Annotated in this window: 17 protein-coding genes; 13 read left to right on the top strand and 4 right to left on the bottom strand. The window is 66.9% G+C overall.

Features of this window, described 5'->3' with window-relative positions; translation table 11 throughout:
- Window positions 1-30 precede the first annotated feature (30 nt).
- Complete coding sequence (locus AC6CHY_RS07245; protein WP_498226305.1) at window positions 31-1,065, top strand: TerC family protein; 1,035 nt, start codon at window positions 31-33, stop codon at window positions 1,063-1,065.
- A gap of 108 nt (window positions 1,066-1,173) precedes the next feature.
- A complete protein-coding gene (locus tag AC6CHY_RS07240; RefSeq protein ID WP_498226303.1) occupies window positions 1,174-2,490 on the top strand; it encodes an MFS transporter in 1,317 nt (438 codons plus the stop codon).
- Here the strand turns inward: AC6CHY_RS07240 and AC6CHY_RS07235 are convergent.
- Both AC6CHY_RS07235 and AC6CHY_RS07230 read right to left on the bottom strand, forming a co-directional pair.
- Window positions 2,487-3,782 carry an alpha/beta fold hydrolase gene (locus AC6CHY_RS07235; protein WP_498226302.1) on the bottom strand — a complete coding sequence of 432 codons (1,296 nt, stop codon included), beginning with the start codon at window positions 3,780-3,782 and terminating at the stop codon, window positions 2,487-2,489. The genes AC6CHY_RS07240 and AC6CHY_RS07235 overlap by 4 nt on opposite strands.
- Window positions 3,779-4,258, bottom strand: a complete 480-nt coding sequence (locus AC6CHY_RS07230; RefSeq protein ID WP_498226300.1) for a GNAT family N-acetyltransferase — start codon at window positions 4,256-4,258, stop codon at window positions 3,779-3,781. Before AC6CHY_RS07230 ends, AC6CHY_RS07235 begins: the two co-directional genes overlap by 4 nt.
- 118 nt (window positions 4,259-4,376) lie before the next feature.
- Between AC6CHY_RS07230 and AC6CHY_RS07225 the strand changes: the two genes are divergently transcribed.
- Window positions 4,377-5,228, top strand: a complete 852-nt coding sequence (locus AC6CHY_RS07225) for a metal-dependent hydrolase (RefSeq protein ID WP_498226299.1) — start codon at window positions 4,377-4,379, stop codon at window positions 5,226-5,228.
- A 56-nt stretch (window positions 5,229-5,284) separates the two neighbouring features.
- Here the strand turns inward: AC6CHY_RS07225 and AC6CHY_RS07220 are convergent, their stop codons facing one another.
- The gene (locus tag AC6CHY_RS07220) at window positions 5,285-7,816 is read right to left on the bottom strand and encodes a DEAD/DEAH box helicase (protein WP_498226297.1); all 2,532 of its coding nucleotides are present in this window, start codon (window positions 7,814-7,816) and stop codon (window positions 5,285-5,287) included.
- Between the two features lie 52 nt (window positions 7,817-7,868).
- On the opposite strand from AC6CHY_RS07220, the gene AC6CHY_RS07215 reads away from it, so the two are divergent.
- The 3 genes from AC6CHY_RS07215 to AC6CHY_RS07205 all read left to right on the top strand — a co-directional run bounded on the left by AC6CHY_RS07215 (window position 7,869) and on the right by AC6CHY_RS07205 (window position 10,595).
- Window positions 7,869-8,657: a trans-aconitate 2-methyltransferase gene (locus tag AC6CHY_RS07215; protein WP_498226295.1), complete on the top strand. Its 789-nt coding sequence runs from the start codon at window positions 7,869-7,871 to the stop codon at window positions 8,655-8,657.
- A gap of 38 nt (window positions 8,658-8,695) precedes the next feature.
- Window positions 8,696-9,007: a hypothetical protein gene (locus AC6CHY_RS07210; protein WP_498226294.1), complete on the top strand. Its 312-nt coding sequence runs from the start codon at window positions 8,696-8,698 to the stop codon at window positions 9,005-9,007.
- A 232-nt stretch (window positions 9,008-9,239) separates the two neighbouring features.
- The gene (locus AC6CHY_RS07205; protein ID WP_498226292.1) at window positions 9,240-10,595 is read left to right on the top strand and encodes an HNH endonuclease; all 1,356 of its coding nucleotides are present in this window, start codon (window positions 9,240-9,242) and stop codon (window positions 10,593-10,595) included.
- Here the strand turns inward: AC6CHY_RS07205 and AC6CHY_RS07200 are convergent.
- Window positions 10,582-11,244 (bottom strand): MBL fold metallo-hydrolase, encoded by a 663-nt coding sequence (locus tag AC6CHY_RS07200; protein WP_498226290.1) that lies wholly within the window; start codon window positions 11,242-11,244, stop codon window positions 10,582-10,584. The genes AC6CHY_RS07205 and AC6CHY_RS07200 overlap by 14 nt on opposite strands.
- Window positions 11,245-11,330: 86 nt before the next feature.
- On the opposite strand from AC6CHY_RS07200, the gene AC6CHY_RS07195 reads away from it, so the two are divergent.
- The 7 genes from AC6CHY_RS07195 to AC6CHY_RS07165 all read left to right on the top strand — a co-directional run bounded on the left by AC6CHY_RS07195 (window position 11,331) and on the right by AC6CHY_RS07165 (window position 20,083).
- Window positions 11,331-11,714 (top strand): GntR family transcriptional regulator, encoded by a 384-nt coding sequence (locus tag AC6CHY_RS07195; RefSeq protein WP_498226289.1) that lies wholly within the window; start codon window positions 11,331-11,333, stop codon window positions 11,712-11,714.
- A gap of 62 nt (window positions 11,715-11,776) precedes the next feature.
- The gene (gene uvrA, locus AC6CHY_RS07190; protein WP_217387738.1) at window positions 11,777-14,659 is read left to right on the top strand and encodes an excinuclease ABC subunit UvrA; all 2,883 of its coding nucleotides are present in this window, start codon (window positions 11,777-11,779) and stop codon (window positions 14,657-14,659) included.
- 80 nt (window positions 14,660-14,739) lie between these two features.
- Window positions 14,740-15,459 carry an HAD hydrolase-like protein gene (locus AC6CHY_RS07185; RefSeq protein WP_498226480.1) on the top strand — a complete coding sequence of 240 codons (720 nt, stop codon included), beginning with the start codon at window positions 14,740-14,742 and terminating at the stop codon, window positions 15,457-15,459.
- A complete protein-coding gene (locus AC6CHY_RS07180; protein WP_498226287.1) occupies window positions 15,460-16,128 on the top strand; it encodes a lysophospholipid acyltransferase family protein in 669 nt (222 codons plus the stop codon). It abuts the gene before it with no gap.
- A gap of 16 nt (window positions 16,129-16,144) precedes the next feature.
- Complete coding sequence (uvrC, locus tag AC6CHY_RS07175; RefSeq protein ID WP_498226285.1) at window positions 16,145-18,106, top strand: excinuclease ABC subunit UvrC; 1,962 nt, start codon at window positions 16,145-16,147, stop codon at window positions 18,104-18,106.
- Window positions 18,107-18,142: 36 nt separating this feature from the next.
- Entirely contained in the window at window positions 18,143-19,036 is an 894-nt protein-coding gene (gene rapZ, locus AC6CHY_RS07170; protein WP_498226284.1) for an RNase adapter RapZ, read from the top strand.
- A 6-nt stretch (window positions 19,037-19,042) separates the two neighbouring features.
- Window positions 19,043-20,083: a gluconeogenesis factor YvcK family protein gene (locus tag AC6CHY_RS07165; RefSeq protein ID WP_498226282.1), complete on the top strand. Its 1,041-nt coding sequence runs from the start codon at window positions 19,043-19,045 to the stop codon at window positions 20,081-20,083.
- The last annotated feature ends 8 nt before the right edge of the window (window positions 20,084-20,091 follow it).

Here is a 20,091-nt window from a genome sequence, read left to right as displayed (position 1 = left end):
TTGAAAGGCCCCACATTGGGAAACCACGGCTTGTCGCTGCAGTTTGAGATTATTTCGCTCTCTGCATTGTGCATCATTCTTCTGCTTGACCTGCTTTACGTGGTCAAGAAACCACACGAACCCTCGATGAAGGAATCCGGCCTCTGGGTCGGTTTCTATGTCACCCTGGCACTGATCTTCGGCGCCGTGGTCTGGTGGCAGGCGGGCCCGGACATCGGCCAGCAGTTCATTGCCGGCTGGGTGACCGAATACTCGCTGAGCATCGACAACCTCTTCGTGTTCATCATCATCATGGCCCGCTTCTCGGTGCCGCGTAAATACCAGCAGGAAGTGTTGATGTTCGGCATCATCATCGCCCTGATCCTGCGCGGCATCTTCATCATCCTCGGTGCCGCTGTCATCGAAAACTATTCGTGGGTCTTCTACATCTTCGGTGCGTTCCTGCTCTGGACCGCCTGGAAGCAGGCCACCGACGACGGCGAGGACGAGTCCGAGGGCGCCAACAACGGCCTGGTCTACAAGCTGACCAAGAACCTGCCGATCTCCAAGGACTACGACGGCAACAAGCTGCGCACCACGATCGACGGCAAGAAGATGTTCACCCCGATGGTCATGGTCTTCGTGACCATCGGCATGACCGACCTGCTTTTCGCCGTGGACTCGATCCCCGCGATCTTCGGCCTGACCCAGTCCCCGTTCATCGTCTTCACCGCGAACCTGTTCGCGCTGATGGGCCTGCGCCAGCTGTACTTCCTGCTCGGCGGCCTGATGGACCGCTTGATCTACCTCAAGCACGCGCTGTCGATCATCCTGGCCTTCATCGGCATCAAGCTGGTCTTCCACGCGATGCACGTGAACGAACTCTCGTTCATCAACGGCGGCCGCCACATCGAGTGGGTTCCGGACATCTCGATCACCGTCTCGCTGGTGGTCATCCTGGGCACCATCGTGGTTGCCACGGCAGCCTCGCTGCTTTCCCCGGCAGGCCGCCGCGCCGCCGAGGAGCACAAGGCCACGAAGGCGGCACAGGCCGCCGAAGCGGAGCAGGTCGGCAAGGGCGAGTAGCCTTCCGGCCCCACCCTTCACTGCGCGCCCGTCGGGGCCCGGCTTCCACCACGGAAGCCGGGCCCCGACGGCCGTTAAGCCGGACCGGGCATTGGTAGGCTGGGGCGCGTGAACACTTCCCCGATCCCCGCAGCCGTCCACGTCGCGCCCGAGCGGGCGCGCGCCCAGCGCCGCACCGTGGCGGCCCTCTCCGCCTCCCAGCTGCTCAGCGGCGTGGGCAACGGCGCGGGGCTGGCCATCGGCTCGCTGATGGCCGTGGAGCTGACCGGGTCCAATGCCTTTGCCGGGGCGGCGACCACCGCGATCTCCGTCGCCGGCGCGCTCAGTGCGCTGCCGCTGGCCGCCCTTGCCGTGAAGCGCGGACGCCGCGTGGCGCTGTCCTTCGGCTACTTCCTGGCCGCGCTGGGTGCCGTCGGCATGATGTTGGCGCCGGTGTTGCAGAGCTTTGCGGTGCTGATGCTCGGGGCGGCGCTGCTGGGCGTGGGGTCCGCGGCAAACCTGCAGGCCCGCTTCGCCGCGACCGACCTGGCCGACGACGCGACCCGCGGGCGCGACCTGGGCCTGGTGGTCTGGGCCATCACCATCGGCGCGGTGGCCGGCCCGAACCTCATCGGCCCCGGCGCGGTGCTGGGCGCCGGGCTGGGGCTGCCGGCGATGAGCGGGCCGTTCCTCTTTTCCCTGGCCGGCATGGCGCTGGCCATCCTGGTGCTGAACATCGGGCTGCGCCCGGACCCCATCGACCTGGCGCGCGTCTGGGAGGCCGCCGACGGCGTCGCCCCGCACGCACCTGCCGTGGGGCGGCGCCGCGGTTCGCTGGCCACCGGGCTGGTGGCCGTGCGGGCCTCTCCCGGGGCCGCCCTGGGCATCTCCACCATCGTGGTGGCGCACCTGGTGATGGTCGGGGTCATGTCGATGACCCCGGTGCACCTCAAGGACCTTGCGGCCATCCCGGGACACGAGATGCACGGCGGGACCGCCGACATCCTGGTCGTCATCGGGTTCGTGATCTCGCTGCACATCGCCGGCATGTATGCGCTCTCACCGCTCGTCGGCTCGCTGGCCGATAGGATCGGGCAGCCGCGGATGATGCTGGCGGGCCAGGGCGTGCTGGTGGCGGCGGTGCTGGTGGCCGGGCTGGGCGCCGACTCGCGTGCCGCGGTCACCACCGGGCTGGTGTTGCTGGGCCTGGGCTGGTCCATGTGCACGGTGTCCGGTTCCGCGTTCCTGGCCTCGCGGGTCGATCGCGGCCGCCGGGTGCTGGTACAGGGCGTCTCGGACACCCTGATGGGTGCCGCCGGGGCGCTGGGTGCCGCCGGCTCCGGACTGCTGCTGGCCTGGCTGGGCTACGCCGGGCTCGGCTACCTCTGCCTGGCCTTCATCGTGGTGGTTGCCGCCTTCTGCCTGCGCGAGGTCCTGCGCCCCTAGGCGCGGACGGGCGTTTCCTCGTTGGCCATCCCCAGCAGCTTCGCGAAGATCATGGCGCCCTCGTCGCCGATCCCGTCGTGGTGGAATTCGTCGGTTTCCCACACGCGCATGTTGCCCACCGCGGCGGCGGTTTCCAGCGACAGGTCCCGGTCCACGTACACGTCGTGGGTGTAGACGGCCGCCGCGACGGGCACGGTGTTGGCAGCAAGCACCTCGGGGTCGTAGAGCGGTTCCCAGCCCTCGTGCTCGGCCAGGACCCGCGCGGTTTCCTCCAGCGGGCGCAGCACCGGGTCCGCGTCGAAGTACCAGCGGTACACCATTTCCCCGGTCAGCAGCGGAGGAGCTGCGTCGGGGGAGAATGCCGGGAACTCGGCCAGCACGCGTTCGGCGGCCCAGTTGGTGGCGGACCCCTGGGCGTAGATCGACTCGTGCAGCAGCGCGTAAAGCGGGTTCGCGGCCCGGTCGGCCTGTTCGGCGATCGTCGCCAGGAAGGTGTCCGAGAGCCGCCTGCCGCCCGGGGTGTCGATGAAGGCGCCCTCGAAGACGTGGTGCAGCGCATGCACCCGGGTGTTGCCGCCCAGGAACTGGCCGAGCATTTGCACCAGCGGCACGGTCAGCGCCCGGCCACCGGGCAGGTGCTCCTCGGTGTGGGCCAGGTGCTCCACGATCTCACCCAGCACCCGGCGGTCGCGCGGGTACCAGTCGAAGTATTCCGCGTTGCGCTCGGCCATGCGCCGGTAGGTCGCCCGGTAGACGGTGTCCGCGTCGGCCCCCAGCGAGGCCAGCCCGCCGGTGACCAGTGCGCGGTCCAGCGACGCCGGGGCCAGCGACAGGTAGGTCAGCGTGCAGAAGCCGCCGTAGCTCTGCCCGAAGGTGCTCCAGGAGGAGATCCCCAGCTCGCGGCGGATCGCCTCGGCGTCGCGCACGATCGAGTCGGCGCGGAAGTGCGTGAGGTAGGCGGCCTGGGCCGCGGCGTCCCCGCGCAGCGGCAGGGACTGCCGGTTTGCCGGGGTGCTCAGGCCGGTGCCGCGCTGGTCAAGCAGCAGGATCCGGAAGGTCTTGGCGGCCTCGGCCATCCAGCCGGTGAGGGATGCCGGGCGCGGGGACTTCCCGCCCGGCCCGCCCTGCAGGAAGAGCAGCCAGGGCAGCGCCGAGGGGTCCTCGTGCGCGGTGGAGGAGATCTCACGCGCGAAGACCGTGAGGGTTTCACCCTCCGGGCGCGCATGGTCCAGCGGGAGCTCGAAGAAGTGCTCGGTGCTCCGCATCCCGCGGAAGACGTGGGTGGTGCTCATGCCGGGTTCCCCAGTTCGGCCAGGGCGGCCCCCTCGAGCCGGCGCACCGTCCAGCCGTCCATGGAACCGGCGCCGAGCGAGTCGTAGAAGCCGATCGCGGGGGAGTTCCAGTCCAGCACGCTCCATTCCACGCGCCGGTAGCCGCGCTGAACCGCGATCTGCGCCAGGGTGGCCAGCAGCGCCTTCCCGTGTCCGGCGCCGCGCTCGGATTCGCGGACGTACAGGTCCTCCAGGTGGATCCCGTGGGTGCCTTCCCAGGTCGAATACGTCAGGAACCACAGGGCGAAGCCGAGCACCATTCCGTGCTCCTCGACCACGTGGGCATACACCTGGGGCTCGGGGCCGAAGAGGTGGGCAACGAGGCCGGCCTCGGTGTTCCTCACCGCGTCGGGCTCGCGCTCAAAGATGGCCAATTCGTGGATCAGATCCAGGATTGCGGCGGCGTCGGAGGGCTGTGCTGGGCGAATCAGAGGCATGTGACCAAGCCTACCGGGAGCCAAAGCGTGCCGTGAATCCAACGCGTGGGTGCGCGCCCCTAATGTAGGGGGCGATCGAGAAGCAAGAACAAAAGCAAGGACGGCACCAAGCAATATGATGGGCGGCCACCACGCGGCCACCGGCGCAGCAGCCTGGATCGCGTTGACCACGAATTTCATGCTCCCCACCGGGAGCCTCCCCGAGCACCTTCCCTGGCTTCCCGGGGCCATCCCGCTGGGCTTCGGCCTGCTGGAACAGAGCCCGATAGCCGGGGTGGCCGGCGCGATGGTCTGCGCCGGGGCGGCGCTGCTGCCCGACGCAGACCACCGCCGGGCCACGATCGCGCACTCGCTGCCGCCGGTGTCCAACGCGATCTGCGCCGGCATCGGCGAGGTTTCCGGCGGGCACCGCAACGGCACGCACTCGCTGCTGGGCATCGCGGCGTTCACGTTCATGGCGTGGGTGTTGGGGCTGTGGACCATGGAGACCGCCCGCTTCGGGTTGATCTACCCGGGTGCCGGGTTGCTGGCGGTGCTGCTGGTCTCCTTCGCGCTGAAGGCCCTGAAGTTCATTCCCGACACCATGGCGAAGCTGCCGTGGCTGATCTCCGTCCCGGCAGGGATCTTCGTCGCGGTGTTCTCTCCGGACGAACAGAACTGGCTGGTGATCGCGGTGGCCGTGGGCTGCGCGGTGCACATCGCCGGGGACATGCTCACCGTCGGCGGCTGCAACCTGATCTGGCCGGTGCGGATCCGTTCGCCGCGCCTCATCCGCCGCCTGCCGCTGCTCAAGGACGTGTGGAAGCCCGGCGGACGCATTGCCATCCCGGTGCTGGGGCGGGCCGGGTCTGTGCGCGAGTGGCTGCTCTGCGTGCCCGTCTCCGCGTACGCGCTGGCGGGGCTGGTGGTGCCGATCGTGCTGCTGGCCCGCAACCAGGTGCTGCCGATGACCAAGCTGCTGGGCTTCTAGGCACACGGGATGCGCCCGCCGGAATCATCCGGCGGGCGCATTTGTCTCTGCGGAACCTAGTCCTGGCGTCCCACGCCGGTCACGGTGATGACCGGGTATCCCGCCTCGTCGGAGTCCGCGAGGTTCACCGTCGCGTCGATGCCCCAGTCATGGTGCCCGGCCGGGTCCGCGAAGACCTGGCGCACCTTCCACGACTCCTTGGACGGGGTGATCAGCAAGAGGTTGGGTCCGCGGCCGCCGGGGCCGTCGTCGATGTCCTCGTGCTCCTCGAAGTACGCGTCCATGGCGTCGGCCCACTGGTCGGCGCCGAAGCCGCTGTGCCCGTCCAGCTCGGCCAGCGCCCCGTCCTGTTCGTCGGCGAAGAGCTTGACGCGGCGGAACATCTCGTTGCGCACCATCACACGGAAGGCGCGCTCGTTGGAGGTCAGGCGCTCGGGGGCCGGCGGGATGATCTCGGCGTCGGGCTCGTGGAGCACCCCGTTGGCCAGTTCCTCCCATTCGTCCAGCAGCGAGGAGTCGATCTGGCGGATCAGTTCCCCGAGCCATTCGATGAGGTCCTCGAGGTCCTCGCGCAGCGCGTCCTGCGGCACGGTCTGGCGCAGCGCCTTGAAGGCGTCGGTGAGGTAGCGCAGCAGCACGCCCTCGGAGCGGGCCAGCGAGTAGAACTGCACGTATTCGCTGAAGCTCATGGCGCGCTCGTACATGTCCCTGACCACCGACTTGGGGGCCACCTCGAAGTCGCCGAGCCAGGGGGCGCCGGCGCGGTACTGCTCAAACGCGTTGCCCAGCACCTCGGCCAGCGGCTGCGGGTAGCTGACCTCCTCGAGCGCCGCCATGCGGTCGTTGTACTCCATGCCCTCGGCCTTCATCGCGGCGATCGCCTCGCCGCGGGCCTTCTTCTCCTGGGCCGAAAGAACCTGGCGCGGCTTTTCCAGCGTCGCCTCGATGACCGAGACCACGTCCAGCGCATAGCCGGGGGACTCGGCGTCGAAGAGCTCCAGGGCGGCCAGCGCGAACGGGGACAGCGGCTGGTTCAGCGCGAAGTTCTCCTGCAGGTGCACCGTGAGCGCCAGCATGTTCCCGTGCTTGTCGGGGTGTTCGAGGCGCTCGACGACGCCGGTGGCCAGCAGCTCGCGCAGGATGCCCAGCGCCTTGCGCTGCAGGGCGCGTTGGCGCACGGGCGGCTCGTGGTTCTCGGTGAGCAGCCGCCGGGCCGCGGCGAAGGAGTCGCCCTCGCGCGCCAGCAGGTTCAGCAGGATCGAGTGGGTCACGGCGAAGGAGGAGTTCAGCGTCTCGGGGGTGGATTCGATGATCCGCTCATAGGTCTTCTCGCCCCAGGTCACGAAGCCCTGCGGCGGTTTCTTCTTGACCACCTGGCGGATCTTCTTGGAGTCGTCGCCGAACTTCGCGACCGCCTTCTCCATGGCCTTCTTGTTCTCGATGGAGTGCTCGGGCGCCTGCACGACGACGGTCCCGGCGGTGTCGAACCCGGCGCGGCCCGCGCGTCCGGCGATCTGGTGGAACTCGCGGGCGTTGAGGATGCGGGTGCGCACCCCGTCATACTTGGACAGCGCGGTGATCAGCACCGTGCGGATGGGCACGTTGATGCCCACGCCCAGGGTGTCGGTGCCGCAGATGACCTTGAGCAGGCCGGCCTGGGCCAGCTGCTCTACCAGCCGCCGGTACTTGGGCAGCATGCCGGCGTGGTGCACGCCGATGCCGTGGCGGACCAGCCGGTTCAGCGTCTTGCCGAAGCCCGGGGCGAACCTGAATCCGGCGATGAGTTCGGAGATCCTGTCCTTTTCCTCGCGGGTGCACACGTTGATGCTCATCAGCCCGCTGGCCCGGTCGATGGCCTCGAGCTGGCTGAAGTGCACCACGTAGATCGGCACCTGCTTGGTCGAGAGCAGCTCCTCGATGGCTTCCTGCACCGGGTCCTGCGAGTAGTAGTAGTGCAGGGGGATGGGGCGCTCGGCGTGCGCGACGGTGGTGGTTTCGCGCCCGGTGCGCAGCGTCAGCTCGTCCTCGAACCTGCCCACGTCGCCCAGGGTGGCGCTCATGATGAGGAATTGCGCCTGGGGCAGTTCCAGCAGCGGCACCTGCCAGGCCCAGCCGCGCTGCGGGTCGGAGTAGAAGTGGAACTCGTCCATCACCACGGGCCCCAGGTCGGCGTTCTTGCCCTCGCGCAGGGCGATGTTGGCGAGGATCTCGGCGGTGCAGCAGATGATCGGGGCATCCTGGTTCACCGAGGAGTCGCCGGTGACCATGCCGACGTTCTCCGCGCCAAAGATCTTGCACAGGTCGAAGAACTTCTCCGAGACCAGCGCCTTGATCGGGGCCGTGTAGTAGCTGCGCTCCCCGCGTGCCAGCGCGTGGAAGTGCGCGGCGACCGCAACCAACGACTTGCCGGATCCCGTGGGGGTGGCCAGGATGACGTTGTTGCCGGCCACGAATTCCATCACGGCCTCGTCCTGCGCCGGGTAGAGCCCGATGCCGCGGTCCTCCACCCATTTGATGAAGGCTTCGTAGGTCGATTCGGCGGTGGCACCGCGTGGGGGAGTGTTGGGCAGCAACTCGGTAAGTTTCATGATGTGTCCAAGACTATCGGTTTACGTGGGCCTTTCCGCCTACGCTGTGGTTATGAAATGGGACCCGAACAAGTACGTGCAGTTCGCCGATCACCGAGATCGTCCGTTTTACGATCTGACGGCCCGCATCACCGCCGCGACACCGCAGCTGGTGGTGGACATGGGGTGCGGTCCCGGACCGCTGACCCATTCCCTGGCCGAGCGCTGGCCGGACGCCCGCGTGGTGGGCCTGGACTCGTCGGTGGAAATGATCGAGCGGGCGCGCGCCAAGCACCATGCGGAGAACCTCTCCTTTGAATCCGCCGACGCGACGCAGTGGATGCCCGAGCCCGAAACCGACGTACTGGTCTCCAACGCCATGCTCCAATGGATTCCCGAACACCGGCAGTTGATCGCCCGCTGGCTGGAGGCGCTGGCCCCGGGGGCGTGGTTTGCCGCGCAGGTCCCGGGCAACTTCCATTCTCCCTCGCACACGCTGATGAGGCAGCTCGCGGATTCGGAGCGCTGGGCGCCGCAACTGTCCGGCGTGCTGCGGCACGACGACGCGTCGGGGGAACCCTCGGACTACCTGAAGATCCTGCTGGATGCCGGGTTTGAACCAGACGTCTGGGAGACCACCTACGGGCAGATCCTCTCCGGACCGGACCCCGTGCTGGAGTGGGTCCGCGGCACCGCGCTGCGGCCTGTGCTGGCCCGGCTCAGCGAGAAAGACGCCGCCGAATTCGAGACCCAGTATGGAGATTTGGTCGGCGAGGCGTATCCGGCCGTTGACGACCATCGTGGCGGAAGCATCACGCTCTTTCCCTTCCGTCGCATCTTCATGGTGGGCCGCAAGCGCTAGATTGCCCCAATGGCAGTGCCCTCTCATAGGGTGGGGGCATGCGAAGAAAGCTCTTGCCTGCGCTCGCCGTGGCCACCTTGATGCTCGGTGCCTGTGCGGGCCCATCCGCTGACGAATTCCGCCAGCGCGATGTCCAAGGAAACACCGCCTGCATCCACTTTGGCAGCGGGTACACGGACGACGGAAACGTAGGACGCGCCAATATGGCCAAGGCAGCGGAACATGGTGCTGCGTCGTCAACGGAGTCGATTCGAGCGGCGGTATCCACGGATGCCGCCGGAGTCCCGGTCATCACAGAAGAGGAATCATTCAAGAGCGCGTGTGAAGCGCAGGGGATGCGCTTCAGGTAAACAGGACGTCCAACGTGCGTCGCCGCACGCTGCCCAAGGTGGATTTTTGATCCCGGGTTGACATGGATTTTTGGGAGCCAGAAAATTCATCAAGCTCTTCACAATCACCTCCAGCAGGCGTATAGTAGTAAATATGTTCGAAGAGTGCGAAAGCTACTTGTCGAACCCGAGCTCGCTCTCCGCCGAGGCCGCCGGGGAAATACTCCTTGGCCACCGCCATATACCCGTAGGCATGGAAATGCCCGCCAGGGAACGCGCGTTGGCGCAAAGGCCCGGTGACGAATACGTAGATTTCATCGATGACGTTGGCGTTGCCATGACTCTCCTGCCGCAAAATGTGGGAGAGCAGGTCAGGGTGGCGCGGATTTCGGCACTCGAAAGGGCCAAGTCGGCAATCTGCGCGGCCCAGGCCAAGGAAGCCTACGGGCTCGAGCAGGACATCATTGCCCGGCATGAGGACGAGGGCATCTACAAGGAAAACCCGAACCGCGGTGCAGGCGCCGAAGTAGCACTGGCTCGCAAGGCCGCACAACGCCTGGGGTCGAGCTTCATCTCCTACTCGAAATCCATGATCGAGCACATGCCCTATACCTACAACGCCCTGGAACGCGGAGAACTCAACGAAGATCGGGCCATGCTCCTGGTGCGCGAAACGAACCAGTTGGACCCCGGCGTCCGCGAAATCATAGACCGGGAAATCGCCGGTGAGCGCGGGGCGTTGGAAGGCGTAGGCGACAAGCAACTGCTGGCTCGGGCCAAGAAGGAAGTTCTGGCGTTCGACAACAGCAAAGACATGAACAACCACGCCGACGCGATGAACAAGCGACGCATATCCGTAACGCCCACCCCCGACGGGATGATGCGAGTGAGCGGCCTGCTCCCGGTGATTCAAGGCGTCGCATTCCAGGAGGCGTTGAGCAAGGAGGCCGCCAGGCTCCGCTCGACAAATGACGAGCGCACCGATGCGCAGGTCATGGCCGACACCGTCGTGGAGCGTGTCACCGGGCAGGAACTGGCCTCGCGCCCGCCACTGATGATTCACGTCGTTATGACGGACCGATCCCTACTTGCCGGTGATGGGGAGCCGGCGTTCATCAAAGGCTACGGGACTGTATCCGCAGCATACTCACGTTGGTTGATCGCTGGTGACCGCACCGGTCCTGACGGTGAAAACGAAGCCGAAGCCTGGGTCCGACGCCTCTATACGGCGCCGGTCAGCGGTCAGCTGGTGGCCATGGAGTCGGAGGCGCGGATTCTTCCGCAGAAACTCAAGGACTTGATTTCTGTACGTGATCAATTCTGCCGCACGCCCTATTGCGACGCTCCGATTCGCCACTATGACCACGTTTACCAAGTGGCCAGGGGCGGAGAGACGACGGAAGTCAATGGCGATGGCCGATGCGTTCGGTGCAACCACACGAAGGAAACATCCGGTTGGGAAGAATTCGTGATTCTGGGTCCCCGGCACACGATCCTGATAAAAACGCCCAGTGGGCAGATGTACCGAGCCATGGCCCCGCCGTTGCCGGGGACACCGGAATCACCTCCGCCTGGCTCGACCGACAGTGTTGTGACTACCGGCCTCTAGCGCGCCATTCCTCCAGGCTTGGCCGCTCCGCACCCAACGTCGTCGTGGCCCCGTGACCCGGAAGCACCAGGGCCTCATCGGGATACTGCTCGAAGAGCCGCGTGGTTACGTCATCAAGCAACGAAGTGAAGCGCTGGGGATCGTTTTCGGTGTTTCCCACACCGCCCGGGAACAGCGAGTCGCCACTGAAGATCACCGTGGTACCTCCGCTGTCGCGAAGTGCATAGGCGATGGATCCGGGAGTATGGCCACGCAGGTGCACGCACTCCATGATCGTCGTCCCCACCGTTACCGTGTCGCCGTGATTGAGCGGAACGTCAATGGCCACATCGGCACCGTCCGCAATTCCCTTAACGTCCTCAGTACCCGCATAGGTCTTGGCCCCGGTGCGCTCCGCGTACTCATGCAGCGCCCTGACGTGGTCCCAATGCTGGTGGGTCGTGGCAATGCCCTCAAGCTTCGTGGCAACCCCTGCATCGGAGGAAGCCGACTCGACCAGGCGGTCGATGGCCGGCACATCGTCGGCGGCATCAATCAACAGCTGCGAGCCGTCACCCTTCGATGTCACCAGGTAAATGTTGTTGGCCATTTCGGAGACGCTCACGGACCGTACGGTAACGTCGGTGAGGTCAAGGAAGAATTCACTCATGACAACACCTTACGTGGCGCGTCCATGGCCGCGCGATAGTCTAAAAACCAAGGCCTTGCCCCCAGTATCTACGAAGGACGGCTCGCATGGATAGCAACCCACTGGCATTCATCACTCTCGACGGCACCGACAAAATGCCGCCCTACCAACAAGTCAGGCAGCAGATCCTGGTCGCCATCTCGAAAGGGCGCCTCAAGGCAGGAACCAAGCTGCCGTCGGTTCGTGCGCTCGCCGAGCAGCTGGGCCTCGCTGTCAACACCGCGGCCAAGGTCTACAAAGAACTGGAAGCCAGCGGAGCGGTCGTGACCCGCGGGCGACACGGCACCATTGTCCAGGCCACCGGCGACGAGGGGTCGGTTGCGGTGGCTGACGCCGCCTCGGAATTTGCGGCCGTTGCGACACGCTGGGGGATCTCCGAAAAGGCGGCTGTTGGCTACGTTCGCGCAGCGTTCAGTTCCCAGGTTGGATAGACCCAAGTCTTGTTCCTCACAAGGACGCGCAATTCGAAGCAGTTTTCGATTAGCATGTTCTGGTGGCTACTTCCCGCTCCCCTGAAACCCTCCGTCCGCACGACCTGACCCGCTTGGTGGTCAAGGGCGCGCGCGAGCACAATCTACGCAATGTCGACCTGGATTTGCCGCGAGATGCGATGATCGTATTTACCGGCCTCTCCGGCTCGGGCAAGTCATCCCTCGCGTTCGACACGATCTTTGCGGAGGGGCAGCGGCGCTACGTCGAATCACTGTCGGCATACGCCCGCCAGTTCCTCGGCCAGGTGGACAAGCCCGATGTGGACTTCATCGAGGGCCTCTCGCCGGCGGTGTCGATCGACCAAAAATCGACCTCGAAGAACCCGCGATCCACCGTGGGAACCATCACTGAAATCTACGACTACATGCGCCTGCTTTGGGCCCGCGTGGGCCGGCCGTACTGCCCGGTCTGCGGCGAGGCCGTCACCAAGCAGACCCCGCAGCAGATCGTGGACCAGCTGCTCGAGCTCGCACCCAAGACGCGCTTCCAGGTCCTGGCCCCGGTCGTGCGCGGCCGCAAGGGTGAATTCGTTGACCTGTTCAAGGAGCTGGGATCCAAGGGCTACTCCAGGGCTCGGGTCGACGGCGAAACGATCCAGCTCAGCGATCCGCCCAAACTCGGAAAACAGTTCAAGCACACCATCGAGGTCGTCATTGACCGGCTGGCCATCAACGACAGCGTTCGCCAGCGCCTGACCGACTCGATCGAAACCGCGCTCAACCTTGCCGAGGGCCGGGTCCTGATAGATTTCGTGGACCTCGATCCGGAAGACGAGGGCCGCGTGCGCGCCTTCTCCGAAAACCTTGCCTGCCCCAACGAACACCCGTTGGCCATCGACGAGATCGAGCCCCGCTCGTTCTCCTTCAACAACCCCTTCGGCGCCTGCCCCGCCTGCAGCGGCATCGGCACGCGCCTCGAGGTCGACGAAGACCTGATCATTCCCGACGTCGAGATGCCGCTGGGCCAAGGCGCCATCGCCCCGTGGTCCCTCGGAACCGCAACCAGCGAATACTGGAACCGCCTGCTCGAGGGACTTGGTGCCGAACTCGACTTCACGCTCGAGACCCCCTGGAACAAGCTGCCCGCGGTGGCCCGGCAGGCGATCCTGCACGGCAAGGACCACAAGGTCGTCGTGCAGTACAAGAACCGCTTTGGCCGGGAACGGAAGTACTCCACCGGCTTCGAGGGCGTGGTGCAGTACATCCACCGCAAGCACCTGGAAACCGAGTCAGACAATGCCCGCGACAAGTACGAAGAGTACATGCGTCAGATCCCGTGCCCGGAGTGCAACGGCGCGCGCCTGAACTCCGCGTCCCTCTCGGTGCTGATCAACGGCAAGTCAATTGCCGAGGTCTCCGCCCTGCCGATGCGCGAGTGCGCAGACTTCCTCGACAATCTGGTGCTCACCGGCCGCGAGGCGCAGATCGCCACCCAGGTGCTCAAGGAGATCCAGGCCCGCCTGCGCTTCCTGCTGGACGTGGGGCTCGAATACCTGAACCTGGAGCGCGCCGCCGGAACGCTGTCCGGAGGCGAGGCCCAGCGCATCCGGCTGGCCACGCAGATCGGCTCCGGCCTGGTGGGCGTGCTGTACGTGCTCGACGAACCCTCCATTGGCCTGCACCAGCGCGACAACCGCCGGCTCATCGAGACCCTCACCCGCCTGCGTTCGCTGGGCAACACGCTGATCGTGGTCGAACACGACGAGGACACCATTGCCGAGGCCGACTGGATCGTCGACATCGGTCCCGGCGCCGGGGAACACGGCGGCGAGGTCGTGCACTCGGGGTCCCTGGAGGACCTGAAGGCCAACACCCGCTCGATCACCGGCGACTACCTCTCCGGCCGCAGGCAGATCGAGGTGCCGGCCAAGCGCCGCAAGATCGACAAGAAGCGCCAGGTCACCGTCGTCGGAGCCCGCGAAAACAACCTCGAGGACCTCACCGCGCGCTTCCCGCTCGGCGTGCTGACCGCCGTCACCGGCGTCTCCGGCTCGGGCAAGTCCACGCTGGTCAATGACGTGCTCTACAAGGTGCTGGCCAACCGGCTCAACGGCGCCAAGCAGGTGCCCGGCCGGCACACCCGCGTCGAGGGCCTGGAGCACCTGGACAAGGTCATCCACGTCGACCAGTCGCCCATCGGCCGCACCCCGCGCTCCAACCCGGCCACCTACACCGGGGTCTTCGACCACATCCGCAAGCTCTTCGCGGAGACCAACGAGGCCAAGGTCCGCGGTTACCTGCAGGGCCGCTTCTCGTTCAACGTCAAGGGCGGGCGCTGCGAATCCTGCTCGGGCGACGGCACGCTGAAGATCGAGATGAACTTCCTGCCGGACGTGTATGTTCCCTGTGAGGTTTGCCATGGTGCGCGGTACAACCGCGAGACCCTGGAGGTGCACTACAAGGGCAAATCCATCGCCGACGTGCTGAACATGCCCATCGAGGAAGGCGCGGAGTTCTTCGCCGCCTTCACCCCGATCGCCCGCCACCTGCGCACGCTGGTGGACGTGGGGCTCGGCTACGTCCGTCTCGGACAGGCCTCCACCACGCTCTCCGGCGGCGAGGCGCAGCGCGTGAAGCTGGCGGCCGAATTGCAGAAACGCTCCAACGGCCGCTCCATCTACGTGCTCGACGAGCCCACCACCGGCCTGCATTTTGAGGACATCCGCAAGCTGCTGCTGGTGCTGCAGGGTCTTGTCGACAAGGGCAACACGGTCATCACCATCGAGCACAACCTCGACGTGGTCAAGTCCGCGGACTGGGTCATCGACCTGGGGCCCGAGGGCGGTTCCGGCGGCGGCGAAATCATTGCCGTCGGCACCCCGGAAGAGGTCGCCAAGGTGAGCGGCAGCTATACCGGAAAGTTCCTCGCGCCGCTGCTTGGCTAGCTGCCGTGGCCGTTCGTGTATGCCTTCCGGGGCATGCACGAACGGTGGCAGCGCCCAGTCCATGCGAGAATACAACAGTGATGATTGCTCCCTTCGCCGTGCTCCTTGACCTCGATGGAACCCTCGTGGATCCGGCCGGGGCCATCACCTCGGGTATCCGCCATGCGTTGACGCAGGCACGGATCGCCGACCCGGGTGAAGAAAAACTTCGTTCCCTCATCGGACCCCCGCTGACCATCGGGCTGGCCACCATCGACGGCGTCACCGCCGAGGACATCGGCTTCCTGATCGCCACCTACCGCGCGCAATATGCCGAAACCGGCATGGCCGCCTCGCGTCCCTACCCCGGGGTGAAGGCCGTGCTGGCCGCACTGCGCGCCGCCGGCACCACGGTGCTGGTCGCCACGGCCAAGCCCACGCACATTGCCCGCGAACTGCTCGCGGTGCAGGAAATCACCCCGTTGCTCGACGGCATCTTCGGCAACGACGACGAGGGCGACGGGACCTCCTCGTCCAAGACCCACATCATCGCCGCGGCCATCCGCGCACACGACCTGGATCCGGCACGCTGCGTGATGGTGGGGGACCGCCGCTACGACATCGAGGCCGCCCGCGAGAACAACATGGCGTCCATCGGCGCCGGCTGGGGGTTCGCCGAGGCCGGCGAACTGGCCGCCGCCGGGGCAGGGGCCCACGCCGCCGACCTTGCCGAACTCGCCGACCTGCTGCTGGGCAACGCCGCCGGGGAAGCGGTGCGCGAATCGCTGATGGCCGCCACCACCAAGGGAGCCAGTGCCTAAATGAGCCTGTACACCATGACCCGCTCCTCGATCCGCGGGCTGCTTTCGGGGCTGTGCCGTCCCACCGTCACCGGCCTGGAGAACGTGCCGCGCACCGGTCCGGTCATCATCGCCTCCAACCACCTCTCCTTCCTGGACTCGATCATCATCCAGGCGCTGACCCCCCGCGACGTGGCGTTCTTCGCCAAGGCAGAGTACTTCACCACCCCCGGCCTCAAGGGCAGGGCGATGAAGACCTTCTTCGAGTCCGTGGGCTCCATCCCGGTGCAGCGCGGGGAACAGGCCGCCTCCGTGGCGGCACTGGAATCCCTGGTCGACATCCTGGAAACCGGCGGCGGCATCGGCATCTACCCGGAGGGCACCCGCTCCCGCGACGGCATGCTCTACCGCGGGCGCACCGGGGTGGGCTGGCTGGCCCTGAGCACCGGGGCCCCGGTGGTCCCGGTGGGATTAATCGGCACCGAGAACCTGCAGCCGGCCGGGCGCAACACCATCAAGCCGCACCACTTCACCCTGGCCTTTGGCAAGCCGCTGCAATTCGAGCACCTGGGCCGCAAGCACCCGCTGCCGCAGCGCCGCGCCGCCACCGATGCGATCGTCGACGCCATCGCGGAACTCACCGGCCAGGAACGCGTGGACGCCTACAACCAGACCCCCATCACCGACTAGCACCCAAGGCGAACCCGTGGCAGACCCAAGCAGCTACCGCCCCGCGACGGGGGACATCCCGACCAACCCCGGGGTGTACCGCTTCCGCGACGAGGTGGGACGGGTCATCTACGTCGGCAAGGCCAAGGTGCTGCGCTCCCGGCTGAACTCCTACTTCGCCAACCCCGCCGGGCTGACCCCCAAGACCCACGCCATGGTGCACACCGCCACGAGTGTGGAGTGGACGGTCGTGGGCTCCGAGCTCGAGGCCCTCCAGCTGGAATACACCTGGATCAAGGAATTCAACCCGCGCTTCAACATCGTCTTCCGCGACGACAAGTCCTACCCGTACCTCGCGGTGACCATGGGGGAGAAGTACCCGCGCGCCCAGGTGATGCGCGGGGACAAGCGCAAGGACACCAAGTACTTCGGCCCGTTCTACCCGGCCAAGGCCATCCGCGAGACCCTTGACACGCTGCTGCGCGTCTTCCCGGTGCGCAGCTGCTCGGCCGGGGTGTTCAGACGCGCCGAATCCTCCGGACGGCCCTGCCTGCTGGGCTACATCGACAAGTGCGCCGCCCCCTGCGTGGGCAGGATCAGCCCCGAGGACCACAAGCAGCTCGCCGCGGACCTCTGCCAGTTCATGGGCGGGGAGGGCACCCGCTTCATCAAGGAGATCGAAGCCAAGATGGCCGATGCCGTCTCCAGGCTCGAGTACGAGCAGGCAGCCCGCCACCGCGACGACATCGCCGCGCTGCGCAGGGTCTTCGAACGCAACGCCGTGGTGCTGGCCGAAAACACCGAGGCCGACATCTTCGCCGTGCACGAGGACGAGCTCGAGGCGGCCGTGCAGGTCTTCCACGTGCGCAACGGGCGCATCCGCGGCCAGCGCGGCTGGGTCGTGGAAAAGGTCGAGGACTCCACGCCCGCGGAATTCATCGAGCACCTGCTCACCCAGGTCTACGGCGAGGCGGCGGGCGACGACCGGATTCCGCGCGAGGTGCTGGTCCCGGTGCTGCCGGAGAACGCCGGGCAGGTCGCCGCGTGGCTCCACGAACGCCGCGGCTCGGCCGTCTCGCTGCGCGTGCCCCAGCGCGGGGACAAAGCGACGCTGGCCGAAACCGTGCGGGAAAACGCCGAGCAGTCGCTGCGCCTGCACAAGTCCCGGCGTGCCGGGGACCTGACCACGCGCTCGGCCTCGCTGCAGGAACTCCAGGACGCGCTCGGGCTGCCCACCCCGCTGCTGCGCATCGAATGCTACGACGCCTCGCACACCCAGGGCACCAATGTCGTCGCCTCCATGGTGGTGTTCGAGGACGGGCTGCCGAAAAAGAGCGACTACCGCAAGTTCGCGATCACCGGGGACGCGGCGCGCGACGACACCGCCTCGATGTACGACGTGATCTCGCGCCGCTTTAGGAACTACCTGGCGGAGATGGCCGACACCGTACCCGTGGTCAGCGGCGAAATCGACATCGCCGACGCCTCCGCGCGCATGCCGGCGCGCAAGTTCGCCTACCCTCCCTCGCTGGTCATCGTCGACGGCGGCCCGCCACAGGTCGCCGCCGCCTCCCGCGCGCTGGCCGACCTGGGCATCGACGACATCTACGTCGTCGGCCTGGCCAAGCGGCTGGAGGAGCTCTGGCTGCCGGAGGACGAGTTCCCGGTGATCCTGCCGCGGGCCTCGCACGCGCTGTACATGGTCCAGCGGATCCGCGACGAGGCGCACCGCTTCGCCATCACCTTCCACCGCAAGAAGCGCTCGGCCTCGATGACCACCTCGCTGCTTGACACCATCGACGGCCTGGGCCCGGCCAAGCGCGAGGCGCTGCGCAAGCACTTCGGGTCGATGAAGAAGATGCGCGCCGCCTCCGTGGAGGAACTCACTGCCGTCCCGGGCATCGGTCCGGTGCTTGCAGCCACGGTGTTCGACGCGCTGGCGGCCGCCGGCACCGGTGCGCCGGCAGTGAACATGACGACCGGAGAGGTGCTTGACTAGCCGGTTCCGGCCCAAGAGGCGACTAGGCTAGGGGTCATGACCTCCGAGCTTGCCCCCGTGAAACCCCCCGAGTCCGAACTCCTGGTGATAACCGGCATGTCGGGTGCCGGCCGCACCACCGCCGCCCACGCGCTGGAAGACCACGGCTGGTACGTCGTGGAGAACCTGCCCCCGACGCTGCTGGGCATGCTCACCGAGATCGTCGCCCACTCCGGGGGCTCCATCCCGAAGCTTGCCGTGGTGATGGACGTGCGCTCCAAGTCGCTCTTCCCGCAGCTGCGCGAGAACCTGAACGCGCTCACCAGCGCCGGCATCGCCTACCGCGTGCTCTTCCTTGACGCCGACGACGACCTGTTGGTGCGCCGCTTCGAGCAGGGCAGGCGCCCGCACCCGCTGCAGGAGGACGAGCGGATCGTCGACGGGATCAACCGCGAGCGCGAGGTGCTGCGCGAGCTGAAGGAAGCGGCGGAAATCGTCCTGGACACCACCGAGATGTCGGTGCACGACCTGGCCCGCTCCATCACCGAACTCTTCTCCGAGTCGGGACCCATCGTGCTGCGGCTGAACGTGATGAGCTTCGGCTTCAAGTACGGGCTGCCCACCGACGCCAACTACGTCGCCGACGTGCGCTTCATCCCCAACCCGCACTGGGTCCCGGAACTGCGCCCGCACACCGGCAAGGAAAAGCAGGTCTCCGACTACGTGCTCGGGGCCAAGGGCGCGGCCGAATTCATCGAGCGCTACATCGGCGCCCTGGAGCCGGTCTTCGAGGGCTACCGCCGGGAAAACAAGCACTACGCCACCATCGCGGTGGGCTGCACCGGCGGCAAGCACCGCTCCGTGGCCACGGCCGAGGAGATCGGGCGCCGGCTGGCCCAGCTGCCCAGCGTGCGCGTGAACATCACCCACCGGGACCTGGGGCGCGAGTAGTCCGCCGTGGCGTTTTTCACCGGCCCCATCCCGATCCAGCCCCCCGCCCGTTCCGCCGAGGACAACCAGTCGGTGCGCGTCGTCGCCCTCGGCGGCGGCCACGGGCTCTCCGCCTCCCTCTCGGCGCTGCGCCGGCTCACCACGGACCTGACCGCCATTGTCACGGTTGCAGACGACGGGGGCTCCTCCGGGCGCCTGCGCGAGGAGCTTGACGTGCTGCCGCCCGGGGACCTGCGCATGGCCCTTGCCGCATTGTGCGACGACACCGACTGGGGGAGGACCTGGCGCGACGTCATGCAGCACCGCTTCACCTCCAAGCCCGGAACGACTGCCTCGCTGGACAAGCACGCCGTGGGCAACCTGCTGATCGTGGCACTCTGGGAACTGCTCAAGGACCCGGTGGCCGGGCTGCGCTGGGCAGGGGCGCTGCTCGGGGCCCGCGGCCAGGTGCTGCCCATGAGCATCACCCCGCTGACCATCACCGGGGACGTATTGCAGGAGGACGCCGGCTCCGGGCTGGTCAGGCGGCGCATCTCGGGGCAGGCGAAACTGGCCGAGGCCGGAGAATCCGCCCTGGTCTCCAACGTGCGCCTGGAGCCCGACGGCGCCGCCGCCTGCACCGAGGCACTTGACGCCATCGAGCTGGCCGACTGGGTGGTGCTGGGCCCCGGGTCCTGGTACACCTCGGTGCTGCCGCACCTTTTGCTGCCGGAAATGCGCGAGGCGCTGCAGCACACGCCCGCCCGCCGGCTGCTGACCATGAACCTGTCCACCACCACCGCCGAGACCGGCGGCATGGACGCGGCGGCCCACCTGGAGGTCATCTCCCGGTACGCGCCCCAGCTGCGGCTGGACGCCGTGCTGGCCGATCCGGCGACCATTTCGGACCACGAGTCGTTCACCCAGGCGGCCGCCCGGCTAGGAGCCCGCACCTTTTTCGGTAAAGTAGGGGTTGGTGCCGGACGCGCAGTCCACGACCCCTTGAGACTTGCCGCCGCATACCACGACGTGTTCACCACGTTCAGCACAGACGAGCCCAGCAGTTAGGAAACAAT

This window comes from Paeniglutamicibacter sp. GQ140 (genome assembly GCF_059759235.1).
This window is presented reverse-complemented; position numbering and strand designations above follow the sequence as displayed.